At 33.1% G+C, this 19,288-nt stretch carries 18 protein-coding genes; all 18 read left to right on the top strand.

Annotated features, from left to right (window positions below):
- The first annotated feature begins 113 nt into the window (after positions 1-113).
- The 18 genes from FDM27_RS14865 (at position 114) to rfbA (ending at position 19,034) form a co-directional block, all read left to right on the top strand.
- A complete protein-coding gene (locus FDM27_RS14865; RefSeq protein WP_181161685.1) occupies positions 114-638 on the top strand; it encodes an acyltransferase in 525 nt (174 codons plus the stop codon).
- 1 nt (position 639) lies between these two features.
- Positions 640-1,737 carry a glycosyltransferase family 4 protein gene (locus FDM27_RS14860; protein ID WP_181161684.1) on the top strand — a complete coding sequence of 366 codons (1,098 nt, stop codon included), beginning with the start codon at positions 640-642 and terminating at the stop codon, positions 1,735-1,737.
- A complete protein-coding gene (locus FDM27_RS14855; protein WP_140487680.1) occupies positions 1,734-2,852 on the top strand; it encodes a glycosyltransferase family 4 protein in 1,119 nt (372 codons plus the stop codon). Before FDM27_RS14860 ends, FDM27_RS14855 begins: the two co-directional genes overlap by 4 nt.
- Positions 2,849-3,940 (top strand): EpsG family protein, encoded by a 1,092-nt coding sequence (locus FDM27_RS14850; protein ID WP_140487678.1) that lies wholly within the window; start codon positions 2,849-2,851, stop codon positions 3,938-3,940. Before FDM27_RS14855 ends, FDM27_RS14850 begins: the two co-directional genes overlap by 4 nt.
- A 9-nt stretch (positions 3,941-3,949) precedes the next feature.
- Positions 3,950-4,999 (top strand): glycosyltransferase family 2 protein, encoded by a 1,050-nt coding sequence (locus FDM27_RS14845; protein ID WP_140487676.1) that lies wholly within the window; start codon positions 3,950-3,952, stop codon positions 4,997-4,999.
- A 4-nt stretch (positions 5,000-5,003) separates the two neighbouring features.
- Positions 5,004-6,116: a glycosyltransferase family 1 protein gene (locus FDM27_RS14840; RefSeq protein ID WP_140487674.1), complete on the top strand. Its 1,113-nt coding sequence runs from the start codon at positions 5,004-5,006 to the stop codon at positions 6,114-6,116.
- The gene (locus tag FDM27_RS14835; protein ID WP_140487672.1) at positions 6,116-6,991 is read left to right on the top strand and encodes a glycosyltransferase family A protein; all 876 of its coding nucleotides are present in this window, start codon (positions 6,116-6,118) and stop codon (positions 6,989-6,991) included. The genes FDM27_RS14840 and FDM27_RS14835 overlap by 1 nt, the downstream gene beginning before the upstream one ends.
- Positions 6,992-7,026: 35 nt before the next feature.
- Positions 7,027-8,130, top strand: a complete 1,104-nt coding sequence (locus FDM27_RS14830; protein ID WP_140487820.1) for a glycosyltransferase family 4 protein — start codon at positions 7,027-7,029, stop codon at positions 8,128-8,130.
- 4 nt (positions 8,131-8,134) lie between these two features.
- The gene (locus FDM27_RS14825) at positions 8,135-9,253 is read left to right on the top strand and encodes an acyltransferase family protein (RefSeq protein WP_140487670.1); all 1,119 of its coding nucleotides are present in this window, start codon (positions 8,135-8,137) and stop codon (positions 9,251-9,253) included.
- Positions 9,246-9,848 carry a sugar transferase gene (locus FDM27_RS14820; RefSeq protein WP_140487668.1) on the top strand — a complete coding sequence of 201 codons (603 nt, stop codon included), beginning with the start codon at positions 9,246-9,248 and terminating at the stop codon, positions 9,846-9,848. The genes FDM27_RS14825 and FDM27_RS14820 overlap by 8 nt, the downstream gene beginning before the upstream one ends.
- Positions 9,838-10,455 carry an acetyltransferase gene (locus tag FDM27_RS14815; RefSeq protein ID WP_140487666.1) on the top strand — a complete coding sequence of 206 codons (618 nt, stop codon included), beginning with the start codon at positions 9,838-9,840 and terminating at the stop codon, positions 10,453-10,455. The genes FDM27_RS14820 and FDM27_RS14815 overlap by 11 nt, the downstream gene beginning before the upstream one ends.
- A gap of 129 nt (positions 10,456-10,584) precedes the next feature.
- A complete protein-coding gene (locus FDM27_RS14810) occupies positions 10,585-11,727 on the top strand; it encodes a DegT/DnrJ/EryC1/StrS family aminotransferase (protein ID WP_140487664.1) in 1,143 nt (380 codons plus the stop codon).
- Positions 11,728-11,810: 83 nt separating this feature from the next.
- Positions 11,811-12,587 carry a polysaccharide biosynthesis/export family protein gene (locus FDM27_RS14805; protein WP_140487662.1) on the top strand — a complete coding sequence of 259 codons (777 nt, stop codon included), beginning with the start codon at positions 11,811-11,813 and terminating at the stop codon, positions 12,585-12,587.
- 5 nt (positions 12,588-12,592) lie between these two features.
- Positions 12,593-14,932, top strand: coding sequence for a GumC family protein (locus FDM27_RS14800; protein WP_140487659.1), 2,340 nt, complete (start codon positions 12,593-12,595; stop codon positions 14,930-14,932).
- 94 nt (positions 14,933-15,026) lie between these two features.
- A complete protein-coding gene (gene rfbC / locus FDM27_RS14795) occupies positions 15,027-15,575 on the top strand; it encodes a dTDP-4-dehydrorhamnose 3,5-epimerase (protein WP_140487657.1) in 549 nt (182 codons plus the stop codon).
- Between the two features lie 406 nt (positions 15,576-15,981).
- Positions 15,982-16,842: a dTDP-4-dehydrorhamnose reductase gene (rfbD, locus tag FDM27_RS14790; protein ID WP_140487654.1), complete on the top strand. Its 861-nt coding sequence runs from the start codon at positions 15,982-15,984 to the stop codon at positions 16,840-16,842.
- 252 nt (positions 16,843-17,094) lie between these two features.
- Positions 17,095-18,144, top strand: a complete 1,050-nt coding sequence (gene rfbB, locus FDM27_RS14785) for a dTDP-glucose 4,6-dehydratase (RefSeq protein WP_140487651.1) — start codon at positions 17,095-17,097, stop codon at positions 18,142-18,144.
- 20 nt (positions 18,145-18,164) lie between these two features.
- Positions 18,165-19,034 (top strand): glucose-1-phosphate thymidylyltransferase RfbA, encoded by an 870-nt coding sequence (gene rfbA / locus FDM27_RS14780; RefSeq protein ID WP_071183792.1) that lies wholly within the window; start codon positions 18,165-18,167, stop codon positions 19,032-19,034.
- Positions 19,035-19,288 lie beyond the last annotated feature (254 nt).

The following is a 19,288-nucleotide window of genomic DNA, read 5'->3' as shown; positions in this document are numbered from 1 at the left end:
TAGGATAAAAATAGAATTGTCTTAAGTGTGTTTTGGAAGTGTTTGCTTTTGAGTTGTTCTAATTTATTAAAATTGTTATTATATTAATTTACACTTTTCAAATGATTTATTTTTTGTTTTTATATAACGTCATTCGAGTTTCTTTTTTGAAATTTCGTTATAAAAATTTTAAAGCTTCTCTTTTCCAAAGAATAAGTCCGTCTGTTGAGATAAAACTGTTACAAAAAGGAGAAATCACATTTGGTAAAAATGTATGTGTTTCCAGAAATTCCAGTCTAGTTGCAACAAATTCAGGTTCAATTTCAATTGGAGATAGGGTTTTTATGAACCAAAATTGTATGATAAGTGCTAAATCAAAAATCAGTATTGGAGAAAACTGTAATTTTGGTCCTAATGTTTGTGTTTTTGATAATGACCATCGTTATGATGCTGTAAACGGAGTAAGTGCTTCAGAATATGCTGTCGGAGAAATTAGTATAGGTTCCGGCACTTGGATCGCCAGTAATGTTGTGATTTTACGAAATACTACTATTGGTAAGAATTGTGTTATTGGTGCCGGCTGTGTTATAAAGGGAAATGTTACTGATAACACCTTGGTGTATATGGAGAGAAATCAAATTCAAAGGAAGATTTTATAAAATGCGAATTTTATACATTACCAATCAAATATCTGGAGCAGCTGGTTTAGAACGCGTGTTGTCAATCAAAGCAAGTTATTTGGCAGATAACATGGGCTATGATGTTCATATTGTCACTTTAAACCAAGGTGAAGATTCTTTGTTTTTTGATTTTAGTAAAAGAATTAAACATCATGATATTAAGGTTGAAGGTGATTTTTTTCAATATATAAAGCAGTATTCAGTTCGATTAAAAACTATTGTAAATAGAGTAAGACCCAATGTTATTTGTGTATGTGATGATGGCTTAAAGGCATTTTTTCTTCCAATCATTTTAGGAAAACCTTGTCCGATGATTTACGAAAGACATGTTTCAAAATTGATAGAAATTAAAACCGACTCACAAAGTTTTTTTAAAAAAATTAAGTTAAAAGCAAGATTTACTTTGATGGAACTTTTAGCTAGCTCATATAATCGTTTTGTAGTATTGACAAAAGGAAATACTTTAGAATGGAATTTAAAAAATATAGAAATTATTCCAAATCCATTGTCATTCTATCCAGAGGAAGTTTCTGGTTTACAAAATAAAACTGTAATTGCTGTGGGTAAGCATTCTTTTCAAAAAGGATATGACCGATTATTGCAAAGTTGGAAATTAGTGAATCAAAGGAATCCCGATTGGAAGCTGAAAATTTATGGAACAATTGATGAAAATCAAGGTTTAACCGCTTTGGTTGAACAATTAGGGATAGAAAAAAGTGTTGAGTTTTATCCACCAGCCAGAGATATTGAAAAAGAATATTTAGCAGCTTCTGTTTTTGTTTTATCTTCAAGATACGAAGGATTTGGAATGGTGTTGATTGAAGCTATGGCTTCTGGAGTTCCTTGTGTGTCTTTCGATTGTCCACATGGTCCAAAAGATATAATCACTCATAATCAAGATGGGTATTTGGTTCAAAATGGAGATGTAAATGGTTTAGCAGTTAGTATAAATCAATTGATAGAAAATAGTAGCTTACGTGAATCAATGGGGAGAACAGCAAGAGTAAATGTAAATCGTTTTTTAGCTGAGACAGTAATGAAGCAATGGGACGAATTGTTTAAGGAGCTTGTTGTATGAGGATTTTATATTGTACAAATCAGCTCTCTACACATGGAGGTATAGAAAGAATTTTATCGCAAAAGATTAATTATTTATTACAACAAAAGCATTATGATGTGTTTTTAACCACTTTTGAGCAATCAAATCTTCCTGATGTTTATCCATTAGACAGTAAATTATTTCGTTTTGATTTAGATATTAATTATCATAGTAATCAAAGTTATTTTCATCCTAAGAATTTGCTTAAGATAGTAAAGCATTATTTTCAAATGCGAAGGTTGATAAAAAAAGTACAACCTGATATTATTGTTTCGGTTAGTTATACACCTGAACAATTTTTTTTGCCTTTCATTGAAAGAAGAATACCCAAAGTTAAAGAATTACATTCTTCGGGTGTGGTTGTTGGAATTTCAAGAGATGAAGCCAAGAAATCACTGAAATCAAAATTGACCAGTATATTCAAGAAATATAATGCTTTGGTTTTGTTGAATAAGGATGAGATTCCCTATTTCGGAGGATGTAATACGATTGTAATTCCAAATTTCACTGACTTTGAATCCGATTTACCCGAAAATGTTGTCAGAGAGAAAACGGTTATTGCAGCTGGAAGAATTGCTCCCGTAAAACAATTTCATGAATTAGTTTACATTTGGAAAATAGTTCATGAAGATTTTCCGGATTGGAAATTCAAATTGTATGGGGATGGTGATTTAAAACTAATCATTGAACTTCAGAATCTAATAAAAAGTCTTCATTTAGAATCCAGTTTTTTACTGATGCCTTCAATTAGTAATTTACAGCAAGAAATGCAAAAAGCATCACTATATGCTATGACTTCAGCAACCGAGTGTTTTCCAATGGTTTTGTTAGAAGCTCAGGTATGTGGGTTGCCCATTGTAAGTTACGATTGTCCTCATGGTCCCAGGAATATTGTTTCCAAAGGAATCAATGGATATTTAGTGAGTCTAAATGACCGCATTGCTTTTGCGAATAAACTGTCCGAACTGATGAGAGATGAAGTATCAAGAAGCCATTTTGAAAAAAAAGCAAAAGAGCATGTTGTCAATTTTTCAAAAGAAAAAGTTATGGCTGAATGGATTGATTTGTTTACCCAATTAAAAATAAAAAATTGAATACTTTAGTTCCTTTAGAATATTATACTTCGACCTATTTTAATATACTGTTGGTAATGGTTGTATTTACTTTTTTTAGATCTACTTCAACATCAATTAATTCTGCTAAGAATTTAGGGAGTGTAAAATCAATAGGAGGGTTCTTATTGTTATTTGTAGTTTCTTATATGGGACTAAGACCTATTAGTTTTCGTTTTGGGGACATGATAATCTATAATCAATCCTATGAAAACTATCTTTACGGGATGCCTTTTATCCCTGCAAATGATATTATTTTTGAGTATTTCATGTACAACTGTGCTCAAGTAATGACTGCTTCCATGTTTTTTCTTTTTTGTACTTTTTTGTACGTCTTACCTTTGTGGGCAGCTTGTAAAAAGTGGTTTGCAGCGTATAATTATTATGCCTTTCTGGCATTAGTTGCTTCTTTTTCTTTTTGGGCGTTTGGAACTAATGGAATTCGGAATGGTATTGCGACTTCTATTTTTTTATATGCCATATCAAGAGATAAAATCGTTTTCAAAGTTATTTTTATACTCATTGCTATAGGTTTTCATAAATCAGTTGTTATTCCTACTGCTGCTTTAGTATTAACCTATTTTTATGTAGATCCTAAGAAATATTTTTATGGCTGGTTAGCTTGCATTCCTTTGTCGTTAGTCTCAGGAGGTTTTTGGGAAGGATTGTTTGCTGGTTTTATGGCTGATGACCGAGTGAGCTATTTAACAGGAACCAATGAGCAGGGAGAATTTTCCAGTACAGGTTTTCGATGGGATTTCTTGCTTTATTCAGCTTCCGCAGTATATGCAGCCTATTTTTTTATATTTAAAAAGAAATTTGTTGATTTAAATTACAATCGGTTGGTTTGTATTTATTTAGCAGCCAATGGATTTTGGATTTTAGTAATACGAGCTAACTTTTCTAACCGTTTTGCTTATTTGTCCTGGTTTATGATGGGGATTATCATCGTCTATCCTTTTTTAACCAAAATCCAAATCAAAAATCAACATAGGGTTTTAGGGGGAGTTTTGTTAGCTTATTTTGCCTTTACCTATTTGATGAATGTAATTTTAATGCCAGCTGTTTAGTCATATTTTATGAACAATTTTATAATTAGTATTATTATTCCCGTTTATAATGTTTCTGCCTATTTGAGACAGTGTTTAGACAGTGTGGTGCATCAAAGTTATTCTCATTTAGAAATTATTTTGGTTAATGATGGCTCTACCGATGATAGCCTGGAAATTTGTGAAGAATATCAAGCTTTAGATTCTAGAATTAAATTAATTAATCAAGATAATAAAGGACTCTCAGGAGCAAGAAATACAGGGATAGATGCTGCAACCGGCAATTATGTTTTTTTTATAGATAGTGATGATTGGATTGATTTAGAGACATGTCAATTGTTGGTTGATAATGTAAAAAGAACCAATGCTGATGTAGTTTTATTTTCCTATGTTAAAGAATTTTCGAACCATAGCGAAGAGAAATTCATTTTGGATGGGGATTTAATTTTTAGAGAAGAGGAATCAAGAAATATTCATCGAAGAATTATTGGATTGTATGAAGAGGAATTAGCACATCCCGAAAATGCTGATTCAATAGTAACGGCTTGGGGTAAATTATATAAAACAGATTTAATTAAAAGAAATAAAATTTATTTCACCGATTGTAAGTTGATTGGTACTGAAGATATGTTGTTTAATACTTATTGTTTTAAATATGTAAAAGCCATTTCAAATATGCATCGTTGTTTGTATCATTACAGAAAGAATAATCAAACTTCACTAACGTCAGTTTATAAATCCAATTTGTTTGACCAGTGGCATACCTTGTACAGTATGCTGAAAGAATTTTTAGAACGAGAACAATTGGATTTAAAATTCCAACAAGCTTTAAATAATAGAATTTCATTAGGCATAATTGGTTTAGGATTAAATGAATTATATGCTAATAAATCGCTATATGCTAAGTATGTCAATCTAAAAAAGATACTTTCTAATAAGCGATATCAAGATGCTGTAAAAGACTTAAAATTAAATTATTTCCCAATCCATTGGAAATTGTTTTTCTTTTTTGCCAAATATAGAATGCCGTTACCCTTATTATTCATGTTGATGGGAATAAAAAAAATAATTCATAAATAAAATCATGCAAGAACCTGTAAGAGTCTTACATCTTTTTACCATATTAAATCGCGGTGGTGCTGAGACGAATGTGATGAATTATTATCGAAAATTGGATAAGAGTAAAATTCAATTTGACTTTGTAGTCCATCGGGAGGAAAAAGGAGCTTATGAAGATGAGATTTTAGCCTTAGGGGGGAAGATATTTAGGTTTCAAAATATTAATCCTTTCAAACTGAAAAGTTACAAACTTCAAATAAAGGCATTTTTTGATATTCAGGACTATCAAATTATTCATGGGCAATGCTCTGAATTGGGGTATTTTTTTTATAAGGAAGCACATAAACGTAGAGTGCCAGTCATTATAGCACATGGTCATAATTCTAAATCAAAGTTAGATTTGAAATTCCCATTCCGCTGGTTTTGGAAGAAAAGCATGATGCGCTATGTGAATACTTATTTTAGTTGTGGAGAGGAGGCGAGTGTTTGGCTTTTTGGTAAAAAAATAGCTCCTCAAGCTTTTACAATGACTAATGCTATCGATTCGCAACTATTTGCGTATAATGAAGAAAAATCGCTTCAAATACAAAAGGAATTGAGCGCAGAACAAACCAAGAATTTTATACATATAGGGCGATTTAATGTACAAAAAAATCATGAATTTTTAATCGAAGTATTTCATTTGCTTTTGCAGAAAAATCCACAACAGCAATTATTTTTGGTTGGTGAGGGCGAATTGAAATCCCAAATCCAGAAGAAAGTAAAAACGTTAGGAATGGAACAAAAAGTAATTTTCTTAGGTTCAAGAAATGATGTCAATGATTTGCTCCAAGCGATGGATGTGTTTCTTTTTCCATCCTTATTTGAAGGTTTACCAGTATCATTAGTGGAAGCTCAGGCAAGTGGTGTTCAATGTGTAATCTCAGATGGAATTCCTATAGAAGCAATTTTAATTCCAGAAAATATAACCGTGATTTCATTGAAAGAATCAGTAGTTCAATGGGCTAATAAAATTCATGCTTTGAATCAATTCGATAAAAAAGATGTTTCTTTTCTAATAAAAGAAAAAGGATACGATATTGGTGCTAATGTTCGAATCCTGGAAGAAAAATATACAGCACTTTTACAAGGAAAATAATGAAAACTTTAACGGTATTTACCCCTGCTTACAATAGAGCGCATTTATTACCAAGGTTATATGAAAGTTTGTGCAGACAAACTTCGGATGATTTTCAATGGTTGCTTGTTGATGATGGTTCATCGGATAATACTAAAGAACTAGTAGCGCAATGGATTAGTGAGAATCGTATTATTATCCGCTACATTTATCAGGAAAATCAAGGAATGCACGGGGCACATAATACGGCTTACAAAAATATAGATACCGAATTAAATACTTGTATTGATTCAGACGATTATATGCCCGATAATGCGGTGGAATTGATTTTGAAGAAATGGAATACCGTTGACAAAGAAAAATATGCGGGTATCATTGGTCTGGATGCAATAGCATCAGGTGCAATCATAGGCACTGAATTTCAAACTGCCTATACCACCTTAGAGGATTTTTATCTACAAGGAGGAAAAGGAGATAAAAAATTAGTCTATCGCACAGATGTTATCAAGCGTTATCCTGAATATCCCATTTTTGAAGGAGAAAAATATGTAGGTCTTGGTACCAAGTATTTGTTTATTGATAAAGAGTATCAATTGGCTACAATTAATGAAGTTTTAGTCATTGTTGAATATCAGGAAGACGGTTCAAGTAATACTATGTTTGCTCAGTACTTAAAATACCCCAAAGGATTTATATACAATCGTATTACAAGTATGAAGTATTCTAAATCTATGAAACGAAAGTTTATAGAAGCCATTCATTATGTTTCGAGTTGTATTATTTTGAAAAAAACTAATTTCTTAAATGAAACACCTGAAAAGCTGTTAACTCTAGTCGCTATTCCTTTTGGAGTGATGCTTTATTTGTTGATTCAATATAAAGTAAGAGTAAAGTAGAATTGAAAAAAGTAATCCGCACCTCCACCGTAGCCATGTCTTTGGATTTTTTACTCAAAGGTCAGTTGGCTTTCTTAAATCAGAATTATGAGGTAATTGCAGTTTCAGGTAAGGATGAACATCTAAACACCGTTGCCGAAAGAGAAAAAGTTAGAACTATTTCGGTTCAGATGCAAAGAAACATCAGTCCGCTAAAAGACTTGATTTCTTTGTGGAAACTTTATGTCGTATTTAAAAAAGAAAAGCCACAAATCGTACATTCCATTACTCCCAAAGCAGGTTTGTTGTCAATGATCGCCGCTAAATTAGCTGGGGTTCCTGTTCGAATTCATACTTTTACAGGACTGATTTTTCCAAGTAAAACAGGGTTTTTACAACGACTTTTAATTACTATGGATCGTGTGCTTTGTTTCTGTGCTACGCATATTTATCCAGAAGGACAAGGAGTCAAGAAGGATTTGATACAATATAAAATTACTTCTAAACCCTTGAAAGTAATTGCTAATGGTAATGTTAACGGAATTGATACCTCTTATTTCTCTAAAGAAAAGGTTTCACTTCAAGAGCAAGAATCCTTAAAAAAAGAATTAGGAATCAGTGAAAATGATTTTGTGTTTATTTTCGTGGGTCGTTTGGTAGGAGACAAAGGAATCAATGAATTAATAAGAGCTTTTTCCCAACTCCCAACTCCCAACTCCCAACTCCTTTTAGTAGGTTCTTTAGAATCAAATCTCGACCCCCTACAAGCAGAAACCCTAATTGAAATCGAGAATAACTCTAAAATCATTTCAGTTGGATTTCAAAGTGATGTACGTTCTTATTTCGCTATTGCTGATTGCCTGGCTTTTCCGTCTTATCGTGAAGGTTTTCCCAATGTGGTTTTACAGGCAGGAGCTATGGGATTGCCAAGTATTGTTACTGATATTAATGGATCAAATGAAATTATAGTCGAAGGACAGAATGGAATAATTGTTCCGTCTAAAAATATAAATGCACTTCAGGAAGCTATGTCTAAAATGATAGGCAAAGGAGCATTTTATAACCAATTGCAGCAAAATGCCCGTAAAATGATTGTTTCCATATATGAACAAAAAGTAGTTTGGGATGCTTTGTTAAATGAATATAATGAATTAAAATAATATTATGGAGAATAAACCTGTTTTTTTGTCAGGCTTAAATGGAATTCGAACGATTGCAGCTATTGGTGTTATGGTGTCTCACATAAATTTAGCATTGAATAAATTTAATATAATTAATATTTCTTTGTTTGGTTTTAATGAAGAAGGTAAACCGGGAGGTTGGTTGTTAGGGGAGCATGGAGTAACCATGTTTTTTGTTTTAAGTGGATTTCTTATAACATTTTTATTGTACAAAGAGTTAGAAAAAACAGGAACTATAAATATTAAGGCTTTTTATATTCGGCGAATATTAAGGATTTGGCCACTATATTATCTTTATTTTTTTATTGTTGTAATAACAATATTTGTTTTGTATGGAAGTTTACCGTCAATTTCAACTTTTCTTTATTATACTTTTTTTTTAGCAAATGTGCCGTTTGTAACGGAGAAGGCATTACTAGCTTTGGATCATTTTTGGTCAATTGGAGTTGAAGAACAATTTTATTTATTCTGGCCTTTTTTATTTCTTTTCTTTAAAATAAAATTAAAAAAAGTAATTTTATTTTTGATTACAGTTTTGGCTTTATTTAGAATTTTTATTTGGTATAAAATGCCTTTTAGTTTGATAGCATTGTATTCAGTAGTGAATAGATTTGATTGCATGTTGCTTGGAGCTCTTGGTGCAATTTTATATCTTGAAAAAAGTAAAATAATAGATTTTTTAAATCTAAAATGGATTCAATATTTTTCTTGGGTTATTATGTTGTTATTAATTACAAACCAACTTAATTTTTTCAACTCAATTATCGAGATTTTTTTAATTGGATTTGTGACTCTATGTATTATTATTGGCCAGATAAACATCAAAAATAGAGTTGTGAATTTAGAAAATAAAATAATGTCATATTTTGGACAATTGTCTTTTGGTATTTATGTATATCATCCTTTGCTAATTCTTTTGGTATCACATTTTTTTAAAAATACAAATCATTTGGATGAAATGATTTATACTATTTTGGTTTTTGGTCTAATTATAACATTAACAATACTAATATCTCATTTTAGTTATTTTTATTTTGAAAACCGTTTTTTGAGATTAAAATCAAAGTTTTCAATTATTCATTCAACTAATTCTAATGTATAAATATTTTTTTAAAAGAGTATTAGATTTTGTTGCAGCTTTAATAGGATTAATAATTTTGAGTCCAATATTTATTGCAGTTACTGTCTTCTTGTATTTTGCTAATGAGGGAAAACCTTTTTTCTTTCAGTTGCGTCCTGGAAAGCATGGTGAAATTTTCAAAATTGCCAAATTCAAAACTATGAATGATAAAAAAGATGCGAATGGGAATTTATTGCCAGATGCTGAGCGATTGACTAAAATAGGTAGCTTCGTTAGAAAAACCTCTTTGGATGAAATCCCGCAATTACTCAATGTTTTAAAGGGGGATATGAGTCTGATAGGCCCCAGACCTTTGTTGGTTCATTATCTGGATTTGTATTCTGATTTTCAAAACAGACGACACGAAGTGAAACCCGGTATTACCGGTTGGGCACAGGTAAATGGACGTAATGCCATTTCATGGGATACCAAATTTGAGTTGGATGTTTGGTATGTCGAGAATATTTCATTTGTTTTGGATTTGAAAATTCTATTCAAAACCGTTTTGAAAGTAATAAAAAGTGAAGGAATTAATGCGGCTGATGCTGCCACAATAGAACCTTTTAATGGAAAATAAACTATTTTTATACGGAGCCAGCGGACATTGCAAAGTAGTGATAGATATTTTGCAATCGAATAAAGAAGAGGTTCGTTTTATTGTTGATGATAATCCTAACGCAGAAATGCTATTAGGAATTCCGGTAATTCATTCGAAGGAATTTAGTACAGAAAAATCACAAAAATGTATTGTTTCAATAGGTGATAATGTGATCAGAAAAAAAATAGCCCAAAGACTTGGTGGTGGTTTTCATCTGGCGATTCATTTACAGGCTATAATTTCAAAATTTGCAACCTTAGGAGAAGGTACAGTAGTTGCTCCAGGGGCAATTATAAATGTTGATGCATCTATTGGGAAGCATTGTATAATCAACACAGCGGCAATAGTGGAACACGATTGTGTGGTGGAGGATTATGTCCATTTATCACCTAATTGTGCATTAGCAGGTGGAGTAAAAGTGGGAGAGGGTACTCATATCGGAATTGGAGCCAAAGTAATTCAGGGTATTACAATTGGCAAATGGGCTACGATTGGTGCAGGAGCGGTAATTATCAAAGATGTGCCTGATTATGCAGTTGTTGTTGGAAACCCGGGTACGATAATAAAAAGTAAAAAAAATATATAAGTTAATTGTTTTAAAAGTAGGGAGCTTCTTTGAACTTATTTAAAACTGCTATGGTTAACGAAAGAAATAAAAACTTATATGACTCCTGCCTGTCGGCAGACAGGTATATGTTTAATAATAAAAACAATAATGAATAACTCAAAAATATGGCTTTCGTCTCCTCACATGGGAGGAAGCGAACAAAAATACGTACAGCAAGCTTTTGATACTAACTGGGTAGCACCATTAGGTCCTAATGTTAACGGTTTTGAACAGGATTTAGAAAATTATTTAGGAAACGAATGTTATGTAGGAGCTTTGAGTTCCGGAACAGCAGCGATTCATTTGGGATTGATTTTATTAGGCATTCTAGCGGGTGATGAAGTCATTTGTCAGAGTATGACTTTTTCGGCTTCGGCTAATCCTATTTTGTATTTGGGTGCGACTCCTGTTTTTGTGGATTCTGAAAGTGAAACCTGGAATCTATGTCCAATAGCCTTAGAAGAAGCTATTGTTGACCGAATGGCTAAAGGTAAAAAGCCCAAAGCTATCATAGCGGTGCATTTATACGGAATGCCATTTAGAGTTGCCGAAATAAAAGCGGTAGCAGCTAAATATCGAATCCCCATTTTAGAGGACAGTGCCGAAGCCTTAGGAAGTAGGTATAAAGGAAAGCAATGCGGAACTTTTGGAGATATTGGTATTCTGTCTTTTAATGGAAATAAAATCATAACTACCTCAGGAGGTGGTGCCATTGTTACTCCCAGTAAAGAATTAAAAGACAAAGCTGTTTTTTTAGCCACTCAGGCAAGAGATAACGCGCCTCATTACCAACATTCTGAAGTGGGATATAACTATCGTATGAGTAATATTTGTGCGGGAATAGGTCGTGGGCAAATGGAAGTTTTAGATGCCCATATTGCTTTGCGAAGAAAGATGAATGATTTTTATAAAGAATTATTTAAAGATATAGAAGGAATTACAGTTTTTGACGCTCCTAATACGGATTATGTGTCTAATCATTGGTTGACAGCCATTGTGGTTGATCCAGAAAAAACGAACGGAATTACAGCAGAGCAAATCCGACTGGTATTAGAAGCAGGAGATGTAGAATCCCGTCCTTTGTGGAAACCGATGCACTTGCAGCCTGTATTTGAAGCATATCCTTATTATGGTAAAAGTATAGCTCAAAATCTGTTTGAAAAAGGCTTGTGTTTGCCTTCAGGATCTAATTTGACTGATGAAGACCGGTCAAGAATCGAAAAACTGTTTTTAGAATTTATTAAGTTGTAGATATAATTCTACAAAATAAATTGTTAGTGCATTGTTAAGCCTAGGCATCGAATTCCTTATATTTGCACCAAAAATATAATTTTATGAAATATTTCTGTTTGTCAAAAAGTACTATTTTTCTCTTTTTGATGTTCTTGTTTTTTTCCTGTACTCCTAAAAAAAACATACTTTATTATCAAAATATTGATGAAATGGCTTCGGCAAAATTAAATTCTTATGAAATAAGAATTCAGCCTGATGATTTGTTGCAGATTAATATATCCGCTGAAGATCCTAAAATCACAGCTCCTTTTAATTTGAATCCTATGAACGTAATTGCAGAAGGGAATAGTCAGACACAGTTGAATAAATCAGCTATAAATGATTATTTAGTGGATGCTGATGGCTATATCGATTTCCCGGAACTGGGAAAATTGAAATTAAGCGGAATGACGCGTTCAGAGGTATTGGCACTTTTCAAAAAGAAAATTTCGGCTTATATTAAAAATCCAATTATTACTGTTAGACTTCAAAATTTTAAAGTAGCGGTACATGGTGAAGTTAATGGGCCAGGGATTGTTGATGTAGCTTCGGATAGAATTACTTTGATTGAAGCGTTGACCAAATCAGGCGATTTAAAAACAACTGCTAATAGAAAGAATATTTTAGTGATAAGAGAAATAGATGGGGTGAAATCTTATTTTAGAGTAGATGTAACCAATGCAGATTTTATTAATTCTCCGTATTATTATCTGGCTCAAAATGATGTTGTTTATGTTGAACCAAAAAACAGAACGCTTAGTCCTGATCTTACTTTAGTGACCACATTAACTTCATTTGCGGTTAGTTTACTTTCATTTGTTTTAATACTTACAAGATAATTTCTATGGAGAATACAATGTCAAATGAAGATTTTGGACAGGATTTTGATCTAAAAGCAGAGATTAATAAGTATCTAATACACTGGAAATGGTTTGTTCTTAGTGTATTTGTAGTTTTTTTTATAACATTTTTAAAGTTAAGATACAGTAAGCCTATTTATAATGCTTCGACTAAAATCTTAATGAAGGATACTAAAAAGGGAGGCAGGCTTTCAGAAGCGGCGGCATTTTCTGATTTAGGGATCAATAGTGGAACAAGAAATGTTGATGACGAAATTGAAATTATGAAGTCAAGAACATTATCTGAATCTGTTGTTAAAAAGCTAAATTTTAATGTTTTATGTATTTCTCACGGTAAAGTATTAGATATTGAACTATTTGATAACACACCAATAGAGGTTCATTTTGTGAATCAGACGGATGCATTTTATGAACAAGATATGCATTTTGAATTTGAAGAAACCCTCTCGGGAACTTTTAAATTGTCAAGTACAAATCATTTCTTTAAAGCCAATCAATATAAATATGGTCAGTCTGTTAAAACACCTTATGGTGATTTAATTATAACTAAAAAACATAGTAGTGATGATAAAGTACAGCCGTTAACTATTTTAGTAAAACCTCTTAAAGAAGTTGCTGCCAGTTATAGAAGTAGATTACAAATAGAGCCTCTCACTAAAGGTAGTAATGTAATTGTTTTAAATATTAATGATCCTGTAGAAAAAAAAGCAGAACTGTTTTTAGATTGTTTAGTGAAGACTTACAATGAAAAAGCAGTAAGTGATAAGGAGTTTATTTCAAAGAATACTTCCGTTTTTGTCGCCAATAGATTGAAATTGATAAGCGAAGAATTAGTTGATGTTGAAAAGAATGTAGAGCAATTTAAGGTTAGTAATAAACTAACAAATTTAGAATCAGAATCCGAACTTTATGTAACAGGATCTACTGAGTTTAACAGAAAAGCTATTGATGTTCAGGTTCAACTAAATGTGTTGAATTCAGTTGTTGAATATGTCAAGAAAAGTACTAATGAGAACTTATTACCAGCTAATCTTTTTTCGGATATTGATGGGGATGCTTCTACACTGATAAGTTCATACAACGATCTGATTTTGGAAAGAAACAGAATGTTGAAATCGGCTACGGCTTCAAATCCAACAGTTATGAAGATAGATGAACAGTTGGCTAGTTTGAAATCGACCTTGTTGTCCAGTTTAGATAAAAGTCAATCTATTCTAAAAATACAAAAAAGGAATATTGAACAAAATGAAAACCTATTTAACAGTAAAATACAAAAAATACCTTCTCAGGAACGTCAATTTAGAGATATTGAGCGCCAACAGAAAGTAAAAGAAGAATTGTATTTGTATTTGTTGCAAAAAAGGGAAGAAACCGCTTTAGCCTTATCCTCAACAGAACCTAATGCGAAAGTGATTGATGCTGCCCTATCTACCGGAGCAGTTTCTATAAATCCCAGAATAATATATTTAGGCGCATTATTGTTAGGTTTGTTAATTCCTGTTGGAATTATTTTTTTAATTGATTTCTTAGATACTAAAATAAAAAGTCGTCTGGATTTACAAGGACGAACACAAATTCCTTTTATAGGCGATGTGCCTACTTCTGAGGATGCTTCGACGATTATGCAATCGGAAAGCAGATCCAGCTCTGCCGAAGCTCTGCGTATTATTAGAACCAATCTGGAATTTATGGTCAGTAGAGTTCCTGAGGGAATAGCCAAAACTATATTCCTTACCTCTACCTTCCCTAAAGAAGGAAAGACTTTTGTATCGGTGAATCTGGCAGCTACTTTTGCGCTTTCCGGTAAAAAAGTCCTGTTAGTGGGTATGGATATCAGAAATCCAAGATTAGATGATTACTTAACATTGCCGGACAGAGGTTTTACCAATTATTTGTCATCCAAAGATTTAAGTTTAGATGATTTAATAATAAAACAAAAAGGTTACGAAGACTTTCATATTCTTCCGGCAGGTGTCATTCCTCCTAATCCGGCTGAATTGTTGATGAGTAAAAAAGTTGATTCCTTTTTTGAAACGATAAAGCAACAATACGATTATATTATTGTAGATACGGCTCCGGTTAGTTTGGTTACAGACACATTATTAATAGCCAAGCATGCTGATACTTTTATATATGTAGCCCGAGCTAATTTCTTAGAAAAACGTATGCTTGATATTCCTAACGGTTTGTATCGAGATCAAAAACTACCTAATATGTGTATGTTGCTAAATGATACTGATTCTACTAAAGGTTACGGCTATGGTTATGGATACGGTGTAAAAGTAGAAAAGAAACCATGGTATAAGAAAATATTTAATTCATAATTTATTAACTCATACAGAGCATACAGCATCAAAAGTTTATAAAACATCAATTTTATGAATTTTTGATGCTTTTTAATTTATCCAATCTTATAAAATGACAATTGAAAAAACACCTATTCAGGATTTAGTAATCATTAATCCCTCTGTTTTTAATGATGAAAGAGGGTACTTTTTTGAAGCCTACAATCAAGCTAAGTTTAACCAAAACGGGATTAGCTATAATTTTATTCAGGACAATCAGTCTTTTTCTAAAAGAGGGGTTATCCGTGGTTTGCATTTGCAGATTAATCCTTTTGCTCAGGCCAAATTAGTTCGTGTGTTAGAAGGAGAAATTCTCGATGTAGCAGTCGATATTAGGAAAGATTCACCAACTTTTGGGCAGCATTTTTCGGTGGTTTTAAGTGCCGAAAACAAAAAACAGTTAATGATTCCACATGGTTTTGCTCATGGTTTTTCGGTATTGAGCGAAACGGCTTCGGTATTGTATAAAGTAGATCAGGTGTATGACAAAGAGAGTGAAAGAGGAATTCGCTATGATGATCCTGCTTTAAATATTGATTGGCAGCTAAATAAAGATGAAGTGATTGTCTCTGAAAAGGATTTGGTATTGCCGTACTTTAAGGATATTGATTGGGAGTTTTAAAATGCGAATTAAAAACGAATTATCGCGAATTGTCACGAATTTATCTAATCTAAATCGAGAATTAGTATTATATGGAGACAGGTATCAGTTATCAGTTTGTAATTTTTTCTTGTATTTATTCCTAAAAGGGAAAATAATACCATTTAGAAATATAAAATGGTCTTATTGTCAGTTCGAGCGCAGTCGAGAACCTTATATTGAATCTCGACTGCGCTCGATTTGACAAAAAACAATTAGACTTCTCTATATTTCTAAATGGTATAAATTAAGAAGTGATTATTGATCCTATACGTTATAATTTATGACTTCCGCCGCGGCGGATTGGGGAAAACAAAAAAGAATGTAGTTATTTAAGATTTAAAAAGAACCCTTTGTGTCTTCTAACTTTAGTGGTTAAAAAAAAATAATGAAAAAAATACTTGTAACTGGTGCCAATGGACAATTAGGTTCTGAATTGAGAGTGTTGTCTTATGACACAGCTTTCGAATGGGTTTTTACTGATTATCAGGAATTGGATTTGTGTGATTTGGAAAATTTAGCGGATACAATTGCTGAAATTAATCCGCAAATCATTATCAATTGTGCTGCTCATACTGCGGTGGATAAGGCGGAATCAGAATATGAATTATCGGATGTGTTGAATCATCAGGCTGTTGCTGTTATGGCTCAATGGAGTTCGGAAAACAATTGTAAATTGATTCACGTTTCGACTGATTATGTTTTTGATGGGAATTCGGCTGTGGCATTGACTGAAGATGCCCTAACTGCTCCAATAAATGTGTATGGAGTAACCAAGCTGGCAGGGGAAAAAGCCTGTATGCAGAATAATCCTAATGCGATTATTATTCGAACTTCCTGGGTGTATTCCAGTTTTGGAAATAATTTTGTAAAAACAATGTCGCGTTTAATGCAGGAACGCGATAGTCTGAATGTGGTAAACGACCAAATAGGAAGTCCGACTTATGCCGCCGATTTGGCTCAGGCTATTCTAACTATTATCAATCATTCAAATTGGCAAGCCGGAATTTATAATTTCTCCAATGAAGGTGAAATCAGTTGGTATCAATTTGCTTTAGCCATTCAGGAAATAGGAGGTTTTGATTGTACTGTTAGCGGAATTCCTTCTTCAGCATATCCAACACCGGCTAAACGCCCCGCTTATTCTTTATTGGATAAAACAAAAATCAAAACTACTTTTGGTGTTGCTGTTCCCGGATATAAGGAAAGTTTGAGAAAATGTATGGAACTATTGAAAGTTAGAGGTTAGAAGTTGGAAGTTAGAAGTTAGAAGATGGAAGTTAGAAGATGGAAGTTAGAAGATGGAAGTAGGGGGAGTTAGTAAATTTATTTTTCCACCCTTTAGGGAGGGGAAAGAAAAAGAAATTTTGAGGAAGAAGAAAAGCATAATTTTTTGTTTTTTTCAATCCGCCGAAGTTGAAGCCAAAAATTTAGAGGTAGAAAGAAAAAAAAGAATAATTAATTCGTGTCAATCCGAATTGATTCGAAAAATTAGAAATAAATGAAAAAAATACTAATTACCGGTGGTGCCGGTTTTATCGGTTCTCATGTGGTGAGACGTTTTGTTACAAGATATCCGGAGTGTCAAATCTTTAATTTGGATGCTTTGACGTATGCCGGAAATCTGGAAAATATAGCTGATATTGAAAAGTATCCTAATTACACTTTTATAAAAGGGGATATTGTTGATGCTGCTTTTATAGATCAATTGTTTGCCGAACATCAATTTGACGGCGTATTGCATTTGGCGGCCGAATCGCATGTGGATCGTTCGATAACTGACCCGATGGCATTTGTAAAAACCAATGTTATTGGGACAGTTAATTTGTTAAATGCGGCTAAAACGATTTGGAAAGACAATATTGAAGGAAAACGTTTCTATCATATCAGTACCGATGAGGTGTATGGTAGCTTAGGAGCTGAAGGTTTGTTTACTGAGACTACGGCTTACGACCCTAATTCCCCTTATTCGGCTTCTAAGGCCAGTTCCGATCATTTTGTGCGTGCTTATGGTGAAACTTATGGCTTGCCTTATGTACTGACCAATTGTTCCAATAATTATGGGCCGAATCATTTTCCGGAGAAATTGATTCCGTTGTTTATCAATAATATTATCAATAACAAGCCACTTCCGGTTTATGGCGATGGAAAATATACCCGTGACTGGCTGTTTGTAGAAGATCATGCCGTTGCGATTGATTTGGTTTTTCACGAAGGTAAAAATCACGATACCTACAATATTGGCGGTTTTAACGAATGGCAAAATATTGATTTGGTGAAGTTACTATGCAAAATTATGGACGAAAAATTAGGCAGAGCCGAAGGAACATCTGAACAATTAATTACTTATGTCAAAGACCGTCCGGGACATGATTTGCGTTATGCTATTGATGCGACTAAAATAAACAAAGAGTTAGGTTGGGAACCATCGGTTACTTTCGAACAAGGTTTGGAAAAAACTGTCAATTGGTATATGGAAAATCAAACCTGGCTGGATCATGTGACTTCCGGGGCTTATGCTTCGTATTATGAGAAACAGTATTCGAATTAATTCTCAAAATTAGTAAAACCATGAAAGGAATAATACTTGCCGGAGGTTCCGGAACCCGTTTACATCCCTTAACATTGGCTATGAGTAAACAGATGATGCCGGTGTATGACAAACCGATGATTTATTATCCTTTGTCAACGTTGATGACAGCAGGGATTAATGAAATTTTAATAATTTCTACCCCGCATGATTTGCCTAATTTCAAAAAATTATTGGGCGACGGTTCGGCTATAGGTTGCCAATTTAGCTATGCCGAACAGGCTGTTCCTAACGGTTTGGCACAGGCTTTTGTTATTGGTGAAGAATTTATAGGCAATGATAGTGTAGCCTTAGTTCTGGGAGATAATATTTTCTTTGGTTCTAATATGGATGAGTTGTTACAGTCTAATTGCAATCCCGAAGGAGGAGTTGTATTTGCTTATCATGTTTCTGATCCGGAGCGTTATGGAGTGGTTGAATTTGATAAGGATTTGAACGCTATTTCAATTGAAGAAAAACCATTGGAACCCAAATCCAATTATGCAGTGCCGGGATTGTATTTTTATGATAATTCGGTGGTAGAAATCGCTAAAAATATTCAACCAAGTGCCAGAGGTGAATATGAAATTACCGATGTCAACAAAGCCTATTTAGAAAAAGGAGCTTTAAAAGTTGGTATATTGAGTAGAGGAACGGCCTGGTTAGATACAGGAACTTTTAACAGTTTGATGCAGGCGGGACAATTTGTTCAGGTTATTGAAGAGCGTCAGGGATTAAAAGTAGGCTGCATTGAAGAAATTGCCTGGCGACAGGGATTTATTTCAGAGCAACAACTAAGAGATTTAGCCGAACCTTTGAAAAAATCAGGTTATGGAGAATATCTTTTGGGTTTGTTAAAGCATAAATTGTAAATTAACTGAATTTAAAAGTCTAAAAGCTAGCAGTGGGTTACTAATCAAAAGGGGGAGCATGGCAAACGCACCAGTTCCAGAAATAAAAAAAGTAGCCACGAAATAACACTAATTTGGATGTTATAATATTCCACAAATCTGCCAAAGGCAGATAAAAATTTGTGTAATTTATTTTAGAATCAATACTATTTGTGCTAATTAGTGTAACCTGCCTGTCGGCAGACAGGTTCGTGGCAAAAATAAAACTCGTGCGT

The organism is Flavobacterium sp. GSA192 (genome assembly GCF_006386525.1).
Classification (GTDB): domain Bacteria; phylum Bacteroidota; class Bacteroidia; order Flavobacteriales; family Flavobacteriaceae; genus Flavobacterium; species Flavobacterium commune.
This window is presented reverse-complemented; position numbering and strand designations above follow the sequence as displayed.